Source organism: Shewanella sp. WE21, from assembly GCF_002966515.1.
Lineage (GTDB): Bacteria > Pseudomonadota > Gammaproteobacteria > Enterobacterales > Shewanellaceae > Shewanella > Shewanella oncorhynchi.
This window is the reverse complement of sequence record NZ_CP023019.1, coordinates 1,775,752-1,790,946: the sequence shown is the minus strand read 5'-3', so window position 1 is coordinate 1,790,946 and position 15,195 is coordinate 1,775,752. Positions and strand designations below refer to the sequence as shown.

11 protein-coding genes are annotated in these 15,195 nt (G+C 43.1%); all 11 read left to right on the top strand.

The annotated features are described in order from the left end of the window. Positions 1–117: 117 nt before the first annotated feature. The 11 genes from CKQ84_RS07650 to CKQ84_RS07600 all read left to right on the top strand — a co-directional run bounded on the left by CKQ84_RS07650 (position 118) and on the right by CKQ84_RS07600 (position 15,072). Complete coding sequence (locus CKQ84_RS07650; RefSeq protein WP_105250788.1) at positions 118–2,238, top strand: TonB-dependent siderophore receptor; 2,121 nt, start codon at positions 118–120, stop codon at positions 2,236–2,238. 202 nt (positions 2,239–2,440) lie between these two features. Further along, a complete protein-coding gene (locus tag CKQ84_RS07645; RefSeq protein WP_105250787.1) occupies positions 2,441–3,211 on the top strand; it encodes a DeoR/GlpR family DNA-binding transcription regulator in 771 nt (256 codons plus the stop codon). A 44-nt stretch (positions 3,212–3,255) separates the two neighbouring features. Further along, the gene (gene glmS, locus CKQ84_RS07640) at positions 3,256–5,085 is read left to right on the top strand and encodes a glutamine--fructose-6-phosphate transaminase (isomerizing) (RefSeq protein WP_105250786.1); all 1,830 of its coding nucleotides are present in this window, start codon (positions 3,256–3,258) and stop codon (positions 5,083–5,085) included. A 430-nt stretch (positions 5,086–5,515) separates the two neighbouring features. After that, positions 5,516–6,298 carry a restriction endonuclease gene (locus CKQ84_RS07635; protein ID WP_158683014.1) on the top strand — a complete coding sequence of 261 codons (783 nt, stop codon included), beginning with the start codon at positions 5,516–5,518 and terminating at the stop codon, positions 6,296–6,298. Positions 6,299–6,634: 336 nt separating this feature from the next. After that, the gene (locus CKQ84_RS07630) at positions 6,635–6,931 is read left to right on the top strand and encodes a hypothetical protein (protein WP_105250784.1); all 297 of its coding nucleotides are present in this window, start codon (positions 6,635–6,637) and stop codon (positions 6,929–6,931) included. Positions 6,932–7,012: 81 nt separating this feature from the next. Continuing rightward, a complete protein-coding gene (locus CKQ84_RS07625; RefSeq protein WP_105250783.1) occupies positions 7,013–7,303 on the top strand; it encodes a hypothetical protein in 291 nt (96 codons plus the stop codon). A gap of 110 nt (positions 7,304–7,413) precedes the next feature. After that, positions 7,414–8,244, top strand: a complete 831-nt coding sequence (locus CKQ84_RS07620) for a TnsA endonuclease C-terminal domain-containing protein (protein WP_105250782.1) — start codon at positions 7,414–7,416, stop codon at positions 8,242–8,244. Then, positions 8,228–10,309: a Mu transposase C-terminal domain-containing protein gene (locus tag CKQ84_RS07615; protein ID WP_105250781.1), complete on the top strand. Its 2,082-nt coding sequence runs from the start codon at positions 8,228–8,230 to the stop codon at positions 10,307–10,309. Before CKQ84_RS07620 ends, CKQ84_RS07615 begins: the two co-directional genes overlap by 17 nt. Next, the gene (locus tag CKQ84_RS07610; RefSeq protein WP_105250780.1) at positions 10,309–11,970 is read left to right on the top strand and encodes an AAA family ATPase; all 1,662 of its coding nucleotides are present in this window, start codon (positions 10,309–10,311) and stop codon (positions 11,968–11,970) included. Before CKQ84_RS07615 ends, CKQ84_RS07610 begins: the two co-directional genes overlap by 1 nt. A 1-nt stretch (position 11,971) precedes the next feature. Beyond that, positions 11,972–13,480 (top strand): TnsD family Tn7-like transposition protein, encoded by a 1,509-nt coding sequence (locus CKQ84_RS07605; protein ID WP_105250779.1) that lies wholly within the window; start codon positions 11,972–11,974, stop codon positions 13,478–13,480. After that, complete coding sequence (locus CKQ84_RS07600) at positions 13,477–15,072, top strand: Tn7-like element transposition protein TnsE (protein ID WP_158683012.1); 1,596 nt, start codon at positions 13,477–13,479, stop codon at positions 15,070–15,072. The genes CKQ84_RS07605 and CKQ84_RS07600 overlap by 4 nt, the downstream gene beginning before the upstream one ends. Positions 15,073–15,195: the final 123 nt, after the last annotated feature.

Genomic DNA, 15,195 nt, shown 5'->3' with positions numbered 1-15,195 from the left:
TTAATTTGATCACTATCACACTCAATTGTAAATTTTCGTAAAGAAGAGAAAATAAAAACACTTCTCATTTATATTGCCTGCAATTCTAAGACGAAAGGTCTATTTGGGGTGTTGGCAATGGTATTTAAATATTCAGTTATAGGTTTAGCTGTAGGCTCGGCATTAATGGCTATGCCGGTTATTGCAGAAGTGGCGAGCGATAAAAATATTGAGCGCATCAATGTGACTGGCCGTACTTTTAACGACTATAAAGTCGGTAGTGCATCGGGTGCCATGCGTGGCGATATCGACTTAATGGATACTCCACAGTCAGTTAATGTTATCCCTGATTTTGTGACTGATGAACAGTTGGCCACTAACCTTGCCGAGGTTTTAGTTAACGACTCCAGTGTGACGGCGGGAACCACGCGCTGGAACCGTCAAGTCTTCAGTATCCGCGGCTTCGAGCTCGATTCGGGTAACGGTTATCTTATCAATGGCCATCAACAATGGTCTCACTACGTACAACCAATTGAAACTTTACAGCAAGTCGAAGTATTGAAAGGTCCTTCGAGCATGTTGTACGGCCAATCTGGCCCTGGTGGTTTAGTGAATATGGTCACTAAGAAACCGACCTATGATTCAATGCTCGATTTAGGTTTTGATACTGATGGTTTGGGTTCGACCCGTGCTCAGCTAGATGCGGGCGGCAGTTTAAATGATGCTCAGAGTCTTCGTTACCGCGGCGTGTTAGTGAAGCAAGACACAAAATACTGGCGTGAGTATTCCGCTAACGATGAGAATCAAGAGCGTGACCGTTGGTTGGGCTACTTAAACTTAGAATTTGATGTCAGTGATGATGTTCTGTTATCGGTTAAGTACGATCATACCCAAGATAAAGCAGGCATTGATGCGGGTGGGTGGTTAGATAAACAAGGTAATGTTATCGGTGAACGTAAAACCGTATGGGATGCACCTTGGGCCTTTACCGATAACACAGTCTCTAACTTAGGTGCCGATCTAACTTGGCAGATGAGTGATGATTGGAAAGTCAAAGTTGGTTATAACGATCAGCAGTTTAATCGCCAACGTTTAGACTCTGCGCCAAGCTTAAATAAAGGCTCTGAAGATCCATACAAAGATGGTTACACCATAAACCCGTTTGATCGTTATGACGATTGGCAGCATAAAACGGCCTATGTGGATTTCACGGGTGAATTTTCTTTGGCAGGAATGGAGCATCAATTCCTTATTGGTGCTAACTATTTAGACTATTTCTATCAGCAGCAAATTCAGAAAGGCAAAAGTCAGCCCGTAATTCCTGGGCAACCAATTATTCAGCAAGATCTTGATTATCACCAAGGTAAGCTAAGCAACCCAAGCGAATACAAGTATTACGGTTTCTATTTACAGGATTTGATGACGCTTAATGAGCAATGGAAATTGCTTGCTGGTGTGCGTTACGACGAACAGAAGAAAGACGGAGAAGGTGAAAACAGCTATGCCGTGTCGCCTAAGTTTGGGGTAATTTACTCGCCAATGGCTAATGGTAGCATTTACGTTAATTATTCAAAAAGCTTTACACCACAGGGTTCAGTAACCAGTTCTGAAGATGTCAATCATGGAGATAACCTGAAACCTGAGTACGGTACTCAATATGAACTAGGGACTAAATGGGAGTTATTTAATGACAGCCTACTGCTAACAGCAGCCCTTTTTGATATTACGGTTTCTAATATCACCACAGTACAAGATATTCCTGTAACGAATGAAGGATATAAAACGATCACTACCCAAGGTGGTGAGCAGCATCATCGAGGTTTTGAAGTTGGCGCCCAAGGCCAGTTAGGTGGTAGCTGGTTTGTGACTTCTTCTATGATGTATTTAGATGCTGAATATAATACCGGTGCAGGCAAAATAGGTGGCAAGAACTTAGATGGTAAAACCCCTATTGATGCCCCTGAGTGGTCGGCCAATATCTGGACCCGTTACGAAGTGACAGACAACTTTGCGATGAACTTTGGTGCTATTTATGTGGGTGAACGTTTTGCTGATGCTGATAACACCATCACCAAAGATGGTTATGTTCGTTTCGATATAGGTGCGGCTTACACTATGGATATCATGGGTAAAGATGTCAGCCTTCGTGCCAACGTCAGAAACCTCTTCGATACTGAATATTTAGACGGTGGCAGCGATAAGATGGTGACTATAGGTCAAGATCGTAACTTCAGTGTTGCTGTTGAAGCTAAGTTCTAATACTTATTAGGATTTTTAATCTATTTAAAGCAGTTTATCCCTAAAGGATAAACTGCTTTTTTATTGGTTGGTTTTTAAGTTCACAATTTTAAATTAATTAAAATGACTCGTGATCGTGCGAAAGAGTGCTTCGTATGACTAGCAAAAAAGTTTCGTTTCACTATAATGCACCTTTCGAATCGAAACTTAACTGAAAGGTTTTATGAATAAACGAAACACACAGCAGCGTCGCCACAGCATAATCACCATATTGAACGAACAGGGTGAAGTGAGCGTTGATGAACTGTCGTTACGTTTTGAAACCTCTGAAGTGACGATTCGTAAGGATCTCGCCGCGCTTGAAAAAACTGGCCTGCTATTACGCCGTTACGGTGGCGCCGTGGCGATTCCAGACGAAGTCACTCAACAGTTCTCTGCCAAGATAGCGCCTAATAAGCTGTCTATTGCGAAAACCGCCGCGCAGCTGATTAAAGATCACAATCGCATTATTATCGATAGTGGCACTACGACGTCAGGCTTGATTGAACAGCTGAATGATAAGCGTGGGCTGGTGGTCATGACGAATGCACTGCACCTTGCCAATGTCATCCATGAACTCGAAAACGAGCCAACCTTATTGATGACCGGTGGCACTTGGGACCCGCATTCTGAATCCTTTCAAGGTCAAGTCGCCGAGCAAGTGTTGCGTTCATATAATTTCGACCAACTGTTTATCGGTGCCGATGGTATCGATCTTGAACGCGGGACCACCACCTTTAACGAGTTAACAGGCCTAAGCAAAGTGATGGCCGAAGTTTCCCGCGAAGTGATCGTTATGGTCGATTCAGACAAAATCGGCAAGCGGATCCCTAACTTAGAGTTACCGTGGTCCAAGGTCAGTGTGTTGGTCACCGACTCACGTATCGACGAGAGTGCGCTCAAACAAATTTCAGATCAGGGCGTGCGAGTTATGTTAGCGCCCTATGCTCATTAGACAAAATAGCTTAACAACTTCATTTTAATTTATAGGTAAAGACTATGTGTGGAATCGTAGGCGCCGTGGCGCAAAGGGATGTGGCTGAAATTCTGGTAGAAGGCTTACGCCGTTTAGAATATCGCGGATATGACTCTGCTGGCGTTGCCGTTATTCACAATGGTGAACTCAACCGTACGCGCCGCGTTGGCAAAGTACAAGAGTTGTCGGCTGCGCTTGAAACTGACCCATTAGCAGGCGGAACCGGTATCGCGCACACTCGTTGGGCGACTCACGGTGAGCCGAGTGAGCGTAATGCTCATCCGCATTTATCGGAAGGTGATATTGCCGTGGTGCACAACGGTATTATCGAAAACCACAATAAACTGCGCGAAATGCTTAAAGGTTTAGGTTACAACTTTAGTTCAGATACCGATACCGAAGTGATTTGTCACTTAGTGCACCATGAGCTGAAAACCCATAACACTCTACTTGGTGCTGTACAAGCCACAGTTAAACAACTCGAAGGCGCCTATGGCACAGTCGTTATTGACCGTCGTGATAGTGAACGTATGGTTGTTGCTCGCTCTGGTAGTCCATTGGTGATTGGTTTTGGTCTAGGTGAAAACTTTGTCGCTTCGGATCAACTTGCCTTATTACCCGTCACTCGCTCATTTGCTTTCCTAGAAGAAGGTGATGTGGCCGAAGTGACCCGTCGCAGCGTGAGTATTTTCGACTTAAACGGTAATGCCGTTGAGCGTGAAGTCAAAGAATCTGAAATTACCCACGATGCCGGTGACAAAGGCGAATATCGCCACTATATGCTTAAAGAAATTTACGAGCAGCCATTGGCACTGACGCGCACAATTGAAGGTCGTATTGCTAATAAGCAAGTGCTAGACACGGCTTTTGGTGACAACGCTGCTGAGTTTTTAAAAGATATCAAACATGTGCAAATCATCGCCTGTGGTACTAGTTACCATGCGGGCATGGCGGCACGTTACTGGTTAGAAGATTGGGCTGGCGTGTCTTGTAACGTCGAAATTGCCTCTGAATTCCGTTATCGCAAGTCGCACTTATTCCCAAATAGCCTGTTGGTGACGATTTCACAATCGGGTGAAACTGCCGATACCTTAGCGGCCATGCGCTTAGCGAAAGAAATGGGTTACAAAGCCACATTGACGATTTGTAATGCGCCAGGTTCATCACTGGTTCGCGAATCTGACATGGCTTACATGATGAAAGCGGGCGCCGAGATTGGCGTGGCATCGACTAAAGCTTTCACAGTACAACTTGCTGGCTTATTAATGTTGACTGCGGTGATCGGTCGCCACAATGGTATGTCTGATCAAATGCAGGCTCAAATCACTCAAAGCCTACAATCTATGCCAGCAAAAGTGGAACAAGCTTTAGGGCTAGATGCTGCGATTGCAGAATTGGCTGAAGATTTTGCCGATAAACACCATGCATTATTCCTTGGCCGTGGCGATCAATATCCGATTGCGATGGAAGGCGCGTTAAAGCTGAAAGAGATTTCTTATATTCATGCTGAAGCTTATGCCTCTGGCGAATTAAAACACGGCCCACTAGCGCTTATCGATGCCGATATGCCAGTGATTGTCGTTGCGCCAAACAATGAATTGCTCGAAAAACTGAAATCGAATGTTGAAGAAGTGCGTGCCCGTGGCGGCTTAATGTATGTGTTTGCCGATGTAGATGCCGAGTTCGAGTCGGATGACACGATGAAAGTGATCCCTGTGCCACACTGTGACATCTTTATGGCGCCACTGATCTACACTATTCCTTTACAGCTATTGTCGTACCATGTTGCGTTAATCAAAGGTACTGACGTGGATCAACCACGTAACTTGGCAAAATCTGTAACAGTAGAATAAATAGAGGTATTTAAATGAAAACCGCTGTGGGGGAGTAATAAAGTATCATACTAAGCAATAAAGATTCATGCTAAGTATTAAAGTATCATACTAAATGGCAGCGATCGCATAGGTACGCTGCCATTTCTAAAACGTTTATTCTCCAAAGCTCGTTAGAACACCTTTGGTCAATCACAAACAGACGAATGAGTTGCTCTACAAAATCTCATCTATAAACCCTGCTTTTCGCGCTTTATCTGATTGTTTGACTGAGTCGTATTAAAACCTAATGGGTTTTGTGAGTTTTTAAACTCATTAGGTTGCACGTTTTTTTGATGGTGTATTTGATAATTTATTTACAATACATTGGTTATTGGTGTGCTATCTCACTTGTATAATGAGATAAACGCGCATGCTGCTAATCAAATGTTATGTATATTGGAGATTTAAAGTGTTTCATGACAGATTGATTAATAAGCCTAAAGACTTAGAAAACTACGTGCAATATGTATATTCAAGCTTGCTAAACCTCCGAGATGAAGGTGTCATGGTTAGTAGTAATGTCATATTGGTTGGAAAGTCCGGTGCTAAACACGAAGTAGATGTTTATTATCAGTTTGAGAAGTCAGGTGTTGTCCACAAGGTTGCATTTGAGTGCAAATTTAAATCTCGAAGAGTTCAGAAATCAGATGTCATCGACTTTCATGGAAAACTACAGGACATTGGGAACATTCAGGGCATATTTGTAAGTAAGACTGGTTATCAACAAGGTGCCAAAGACTATGCTAAGCACTATGGTATTCAGCTTTTGACGTTAGATGATTTACCAACCTTAAATATATTGGTAGCGAAAAGAATAGAGTCAGTCGCCTTACCTGATGAATCATATATAGGTGAGCCTTTTTGGTGCTTAATGGAAATTTCAAATGATGGATTAACAGGTAGCTATTATTCACGTTCAGACGGCATAGTTTTTAAGAAGCATTTAATACCGTTATTTATTTCTAAGCATGATGCATGTGGTTACCTAGAAGCACTATTTGACAAAAATAATTTTGTCGTAAGAGGTTTACCGCAGCATTCTTTAAAGTTCTTGTTCGAAACAGCCGACTTAAGTAAGGGTAAGGTTAGTTTTGCCTTAATGTTACACGGGGTTGGTCCTGACGGTTTTTGGCCGGGAATCTCATACTCACTTGAAGAGTTGCAGTCGCGATTCTTGTTAGAACAGGCGTAAGATACATAAAGCGTTTAAGAGTGATTCCCAACGCTTGGTATTTTTAGTTCAAGTTGGCTTTTGTGTATACGGTTCAATGGTTTAGGCTGGTTAGTGAGCGTTGCTCACACCTTAGTGCAGCATTAATCCATATAAATTTACATCCGAAACTGGAGTTAGGTATCTAGTTTACTTTTGTCTAAACTTTGTCAGATGTACAGAATAGGGCTGCGGTGAAGTGTTTTCAAGTTGGCCAAATTTTGGTAACGCGAAAAAGTGGCTATTGTATCGATGACGATTCGCTTTGATAAATAGGTGTTACACTCATAAAAAATCGATTAGTTGAGGTATTGATATATGAGTACCAAAGAATGGGTTTATCAAGATAATGAGCTGTTTGGGCTTTATCAGGAAATAACCTTCGACAAGGATAATGACAATCCCGCTGTTATTGAGATAACCAATCCTATTGATTTCAAAATAATTTATGAGTCGAATGCTGAAGGTAAATTTTTCGGAAAGTTGGACGTTGAAATTCCAGCTGATGTGTTTGATGAAATTGCGATTGCATGGTGCAAAAAGAGAAAGTTGCAAGGTGCTTTAGGTGGTCCAGTTGGTTTGGAGCTTGAGAGTCCAGACTGTGATTGGGATTAGGCCTGATTTATATAAGTTAAAGTGAATATATGAACTATTTTGAAGAGGATCCCTTCTAGGTAATGTAAACCTGAAGGGTATATGAAAAAGCTAAAACAGCATTATAAACATAAAGTTGATGAGAAACATTCGCAGTATTTGTGGAATTTTTATCCCAGTATTCGAAGTGGTATTCATAAGCGTTTTAGTACTAAACAAGAAAAAAGCTTTTACTTCATTCATTTGATTGAATGTAGGGGATATCCGGTAAAGCTTCGCGCTGCGCGTGGAAAGGCACTAGCTGAACCTTGGGATGACTATCCTACGTATGTCTATGATGTGGCAAAAAGCTGGAAGCATAGTTCAAAAAGAAAGCACCAATATTACCGTTAGGATGATAGCACTATAAGGTCATCAGCTTTGAAAAAAGAGAGGTAATAAAGTTGCATACTAAAACCATCGTCATTATGCTCGATTAACGAGCTAATATCGGTGGTTTTTTTATGGCTTCACGATTAAAGGGCTGTTCAGAGCAGCAATTTGCCAAATGGATAAAGGAAGGTCGAGGGAGTGGCCAGCATGCAGACTACAAACCTTGGTTAACCGTTAGGGATTTTCCATCTTTAGGGCGTGTTCATCGTGTATTTGGCCACAAATCGCAAAGAACCCATCACCTTTTTTCTGATATAGAACTTTCGGTATTCCTTATGCTGGAGTGGCACTGCGAAGTCACTCAGATCCGCGAGCAATTTCCTCTTGAGCGCGATACCACTCGCCGACTTGCAAACGGCACAGGGATAAAACATCCAAACATCGCGGGTATTGATCAGTACATGTCGTCGGATTTTTTGGTCGATTCTACCGATGAGGAAGAACCAAGGTTTGTATTGCAGGCAAAGTATTCCTCGGCTTTGAGTGATGTGAGAACTGTCGAAAAAGTTGAACTCGAGCGTCTCTATTGGCAGGAGAAAACCTTGCCTTGGTATCTGATCACAGAACAAGATGTGCCTGATGTGGTGACTAGAAACATCAAATGGCTTTATTCGGCACAAAAGGAAGAAGCTGAGGACGCCGAGCTGGCGCTGCAGCAGATCGAATTCTATGCCCATCATTTCAAAAAGAACCCTAATAAGACGGTACTCGCCTTGTGCAAGGAATTGGATGCGGCCTATGACCTGCCGCTCGGCGAATCGCTTTACGAAGTAAGGTGCTTGCTGGCCAAGCGCTATTTCTCCTTCGATATCTTCATTCCGACCACCAAACTCAAGGCGTGTGATTTGAACGCTGGGGAACTAAGTTTTATCAGGGAGGCATACCTTGTTTCGAATCAATGAAGTTCTTAAGTTTGGTGAGCATAGATATAGAGTTCTGCAGCAACTTTATGACTATTTGGTATGGATAGATATCGATGACGCATCTGCTTTTCCTGAATTAATATTGACTAGCGAATTGATAAAGGCAATTGATCAGGAAAATCTTGAACGTACAAATGATCCGTATAAAGAACTTTCCTTTGAAACACCAATTGAAGGTAGTGTTGCTAGAACCAAGCGCGATACAAACTACGCATTAATTAAACCATTGCTTGCTCTACCGGACTTTTATAGGCCTCAAAGCCGCGGGGCGGTTATCAAATGCATCCTTGCTGAGCATGGTTCAACCAAACAGACGCTATATCGACTGGCTCGTCGTTACTGGCAGCGTGGGCAGACGCCGAACGCTCTATTACCTGATTATAAAAATTCCGGTGGCAAGGGCAAACGCCGAGTGGCCAAGGATAAAAAGCTTGGGCGTCCGCGTAAATATGAGCCAGGAACTGGGGCTAAAATTGATGAATTTATTGAACGTCTTTTTCGTATCGCAATTGACCGTTATCTCCTGAAAGATAAGGGGCATTCATTCCCTTATGCTCATCGTCGTTTCGAGACTCTGTATCTAAATTATTTTCCTGATACGTCTCAAGAAGAATTACCCAGTAACTGGCAGATGATGCACTTCTACAAACGTGAGTATTCTCAACCTGAAAAGCTAAGAAAGCGTGTGTCGAGCATTGAATATAATAAAGATATCAGGCCCCTTCATAGTACTGCCAATACTCAAGTGCTTGGACCAGGATCTCGTTACGAGATAGATGCCACCATAGCTGATCTCTACCTTGTATCAGATAGTGATAGGGCAAACATCATCGGCCGTCCCGTTGTTTATATGGTTATTGATGTGTTCAGCCGCATGATTGTTGGTTTCTATATTGGTTTTGAAAATGCTTCCTATGCTGCAGCTATGCAGGCTTTTTTTATGGCTGCTACCGATAAAACGTCATACTGCAAAGCGTTGGGTTTTGATATTGAATCGGAGGATTGGCCTAGTGTAGGTCTACCGGATGCCATTCTAGCTGATAGAGGTGAGTTACTAGGTCATCAGATTGAGAATCTGGAGAGCAATTTTGCAGTCAGAATAGAAAATACGCCGCCCTACCGAGGTGATGCAAAAGGTATTGTTGAACGTAATTTCAAAACTATTCAGGCTTCCTTTGGTCCGTTTGTGCCAGGTTATGTCTCGGGTACTATGGTAAAAAAACGCGGTGGAAACGACTATCGTTTAGACGCGAAGCTAACAGTAAAAGAGTTTTCTCAGATCATTATCTCATCAGTGCTTTATCATAATCAGTACGCAGTACTTGAAAAGTATGACAGAGATTCAGATATGCCGACTGATCTGCCTACAACCCCTATTCACTTGTGGAACTGGGGTTTACAGCACAGAACTGGACGCTTGCACCAAGCTGATGAAGATGCGCTGCGTATTGCCCTTTTGCCAAGAAAAACGGCCACTTTATCTGAGCTGGGAGTTTGTCTATTCGGTATTTACTATACGTCTTCTGAACTGCTGCAGTTGGGTTGGACGCATAGAGGGAAGGATGTGAAGCGTCCAGCCAACATGGAAGCGGCTTACGATCCACTAGTTGCCGATAGAATTTACCTTTTTCCGGAAAAGGGTAATAACAAGTATTGGGTATGCAACTTGGCTGACCGATCAAGAGAGTTTCAAGGCGCCTCGTTTTGGGATGTCTGGCAACTTCGTGATGAACAGAAAATGACGACTGGGCAAGCTCGTGTGCAGTCGAAGGTAAAGAAACGGCAACATGAGCAATTTGTCATCGATAAGATAGCTCAAGCGGAGAAGACTGCACCTGATACTTCGGGGATATCCAATGCGGAGCGGATACGTGCTATCAACGAGAATAAGCGGGAAGAAAAAGCTAGGGAGAGAGCTGAGAGGGCGCACCATCCCACTACAAAGGATAATAGAAAGCCAGGTAAGGTGATTCATCTTGTAAACCCTGAGCCAGACTTGGATTATCCCGATTATATCGATGAACTGTTTGGGGAGGATGACTGATGTCATTACCAGCTAACTTTGTCGATGCCGTTTACATCGATCCTAGTCTCGAACGCTATCGCGGTAATCCGCTGATTGAGGCTCTACCGCCTATAATGGATTTACAAGACCTCAAGGTTAAGCTAACAGGTAAGGTGGAGTTCAATCCTAAGGACTGCTATGTAAAAGGGCATATACGTGCTCACGAGATTAGTGCACTACTCGATGATTTTTTCCAGCCACTGTCTATTCACAAGCAGTTAGAGGAGAAAATATCAGTCATGATCCGCGGTGGTTATGTGGGGCGTAATATCGCGGATGGTTCCCTGAATCAGAAGATGCAGGAAGGCTACCAAAGGATTATGTCAGGAGCGATAAACGATTTTCGTTTTACACAATCGAACTCGACGGCAAAGAGCATGTCATTGATAGGTTGTTCTGGTAGTGGCAAGAGCTCGACTATTAACCGTATTCTCGCGACTTATCCGCAGGTCATTTATCACCAAAAATATAACTTCATTCAGATGCCCTATCTGAGAATCGAGTGCCCGTCAGATGGCTCGTTGAAGAGCTTATGCCTGAATTTTTTCCGCGAAGTTGATCGTACCCTCCATACTGGATATGAGGAAAAGTATGCACGTAAACGCCATAGTACAGAAGTCCTGCTTTCTCTTATGGGACAGGTGGCAACACAGCGGGCAATAGGTGTTTTGGTCATCGATGAAATTCAACGACTAACGCTGAAGCGTTCGATAAGCAAAGAAGCGATGCTGGAGTTTTTCGTTGCGCTTGTTAACGTGGTTGGGGTGCCAGTTGTGATGGTAGGTACGCCTAAAGCTAGGCCTATATTTGAAATGGAACTTCAGGCTGGTCGACGCAGTGCTGGTTTTGGTTCGCTGTTTTGGGAGCCTATGCAACAAGGTTTAGTAAAAAAAACAGATACGAAGACGGGAAAATCGAGAAGAACCGAATGGCAGGCATTTACTGACAAGCTTTGGCAATACCAGTGGTTGAGCAATCGTGATGAGGTGTTGAGTGACGAAATTCGCGATTGTTGGTTTGATTTGTCGCAGGGTGTAATAGATATAGTCGTGAAAATATTCGTGCTTGCACAGATGCGAGCTATTTCTACGGGGTTGGAGCGGATCACCACTAAATTGTTGCGAACCGTATATGAGCAAGAGTTAAAGCCAGTACATCCCATGTTGGACGCTTTACGTAGAGATGATCCTCAGCTTATCGTTAAATATTCGGATTTACAGTTACCAGAAATTGATAAGCGCCTTATTGAGCTAAGGAGACTAATTGAAGAGCGGCAGGGAGAAAAAGAAAATGAAGCGGCCTTTGCTGGTGATGAGAAAGCTATGCGGCTGTATACCATGTTACAGGCTATGGGATGCGACTCAGCATTGTTGCAGCCACTGATTATTAATGCTTTCAAGCAGCATCCCAATTTGTCTCTTCCCGAGCTAAGCCGAATTATTCTGGACTGGTATTCGAAGCCTTCCGAACCCCCTAAAAAGGTCAAAACTCAGACTATTAAACCCTCGGGTTGGCATACGCTGCCTTCTGAAGATTTGAGGTTCAAATTCTCTCAGGCTGGCAAAGGGCGACTTTACGAAGAGTTGAAATACGGTAAAGAATTGTTCGACGTGCCTAAGTGGCTGAAGAAAGTAGGCTGATATGTTGGGCTTTCCTTTGCCTTATCGCGATGAACTGCTGTACAGCACTATTGCGAGGCATGGGATCCACTGTGGTATAGCTTCGCCGAAGGAGCTGTTATTTGAAGTATTCGGTGATACTAAGATCATTGCTTCGTCAGATTTGCCATCGCACCTACAACATATCGCAGCACTCTATCCTGAAGAACTTGAGATTACACCGCTCGATTTGCTCTATCGAAATACCCTTTTTCCTTTGTATGCACCTTTCGTAGGTGAAATAAAACGGATAACTCTAATTAAGGAGCTTACGGCAAACAGTAACAGTTCTGTTCATCTCTCGGTCGGGGCAGCAGCTTCGCGCATAAGACAGCCTAAATACCTAAGATATTGTCCAGCCTGTATGCGCGAGCAGTTAAGCAAACATGGAGAATGCTATTGGCGGCGTGATTGGCAGGTTGCTGGTTCCGAAATTTGCCTTGTTCATGGCAAGCTCATTGATTCACAAAAATTTCGCCACGATGTGCATAGGCATGAGTTTTTAGCTGCTGATTTGACTATTTGCCCTCAGATTGAACAGCTTCAAGGTGAATGGCAATACAACTTGCTTGCTGAAAGTATTAATGACTTATTGAACCTAGGTGTTGTGCTTGCACCAGAGTTCTCTCAATGGAGTCTTTGGTACGCCAATCTAGCAGCTAACCACTTATTCACTCGTGGCTCTTTTATACGTCATGACCTTATCCGTGACAAAGTCCTTAGATTTTGGGGCGCAAACTGGCTTTCCCGATACGGGCTAGTGCCAAATAACGACGAAGCTAATTGGCTTAAAAGTATATTTCGTAAGCACCGTAAGGCTTTTAGCTACTTAGAGCATTTAGTTGTACTTCATACCTTCTTAGAACCCAACTGGAAGCTGGCAAGTGTCATCGATACTGTTATGCGGCTCAAGCCAGATAAGAAAAAATCGAGCAAGATACTGAGTGGAACAGATAAACATTTACTGAATGAATGTCGCAATCGATGGTGGAAAGCCATAGAAATACAAGGAACCAAGCAAGCACGCCTCAATGGTTTTGATGATCTTTACGCTTGGCTTTATCGTCGTGACAGAGATTGGTTACTCAAAACAAATCAGGTTAATAAAATGCCGCAACCAAGACATAAAGCAAAAGTTGACTGGCAGAGGCGAGATCGAGATACAGTTAAAAAGCTGATACGCATTCGTGAATTGAGCGAGTTACGGCAGGATATGCCCAGATGTTCAATAAACTGGTATCTAAATCAGCTTGAGCATAAAGCTAGTATTGAAAAACACTTGAAATTACTTCCCTTGTGCAGATTGTTTTTTGATCGTTATTGTGAAAATATCTTTGAATATCAAATAAGAAGAATAACCAGAACAGTTATATCTATTATGTTGGATGGCGAGCCCCTGAAACGCTGGCAGGTTTTGAGAAAGTCAGGACTTAGCGAAGAACGTCTCACCGAACCAGCAAGTTTATTTCTAAAGGAAATTATCGCGATTTGAACGGTACTACACATTTTAAGGGATTTAAAGACGATACTTGGATCAATGGCATAGGTGATCTATTCCGTAAAAAGGATAGTAAACAATGGGGAATTAACCTCAGCATTTATCCAAGTAAAGATAACGGTCCAGATGCTATTATCCTTTCTAATGCACCTATCCTTATACGTAAGCACATAATCAATCCGACCAAAGACTATTATCGTAAATATTTTGAAAAGACAATTAAAATATCTGCAACCAGTAATTGGCAAGTTGATAAGCTCGAAAATTGTCCTGCTCTTGAAAGACTATTACCCAAGGAATTAGGTCAATACTGTTTTGTGTTTCAACTGACTGACGGAACTAGAGTGTATCTACCTCAGTTTGAGCTGGCGCGATCGTTATTCTTCCATAATGCCTATTTAGCCCGTTCTTCGGTGGTTCACGATCTATTAAGTAATGAGTTTTCCCTTGAGCAAGATGGTGATAATACCATCATCAATGTGCTGGAAACCTTTTCTGGAAACTGGGAGTTATTCAACGATTATGGTTATCGTCGGTTAATTGCTTGGTTACTAATGGACAAAGATGCTAGGCGTTCGTATGACAGTATCGGCAATTACCAATTGAACGACGGATACGATGTGGGGCAATACCGGCGTTGGGCCTTTAGGTTTGACCCTCCTGCGCTAAAAGGAGCTAAGTTGAAGCTGAAGGGGCATTTTGATCTCAAGACTAATGCCCTGTTTGCCTATGAAATATCCAGTATTTTAAATATACCTACCGATCTGCCGGAACATATCGAATTTTTCAGCCCGAAATTCTATACCCAAGTAAACGGACAGGGCCGAGGAGCCAGAACAGGGGCTGATCGCCCACCTAACCATGATATCGACGAAACCGCAGAGGGAAGTCGTGATAATAAGCCGGTCATGATAAGCGAAAATACTACGGAGTTTGAGTTTGACCGAGCTGTGCAAACATCTAAGGTCAGCAAGAAAAGAAAGTCAGTGGGCCGTGGACAAAAAGACATTGAGGAACCAAGTGAAGCCTCTAGCGATGTCAGTACTGAAGAGCAGGGGCCAAACGGTGATCTGCCGAGTGCTGAATGGGATAATTTGAACGAGCAAACGGACGATGCTCACCTGTATCTGAATAAGTTCGATAGCTACTTCCAAATGCTTAACTTACTCGAGGGGAAGCACGGCTGCGAGGTCGTAAAGTACCCGCTCAGAAAGCTGCCCGCGGTTGGCAAATGCAAAAGGCATATTCTAGATACAGATGGCAATCCTAGATGCCTATCGGTCGCCCATATCACCGTTGGATCAGCTGGTTATTACCTGTTGGAAGTCGATACCTCTGATGCAAGCAAGGCCTTGTCGACTAGAGTAATCCGCGCCAGCGTAATCAGCGATATTGAGCCACACCTACATGAGATAGAAAAACAACTGCTAAAGGCTTCCTTGTCTTGGCCTAAGGAGCATCTGAATGCTTTAGTTGGTAATGAAAATCACTTTTGGGTTCCGCATCAGAAGTCTGGCAAAGGAGGAGCCTTAAGCGAAAAAGAGGTTGTGAAATGGAGTGATAGGTTTTTTGAATCCCTTACATAACTAATGTTTAGCGATAGACTTATCAGCTATCGATACTGAGTGCCTTAGTCTATTTTGTTATCGATGCCCGTTTATCATTGACCCAGTGGTACAATATCGATATAAGACACTAAATAACTGTAT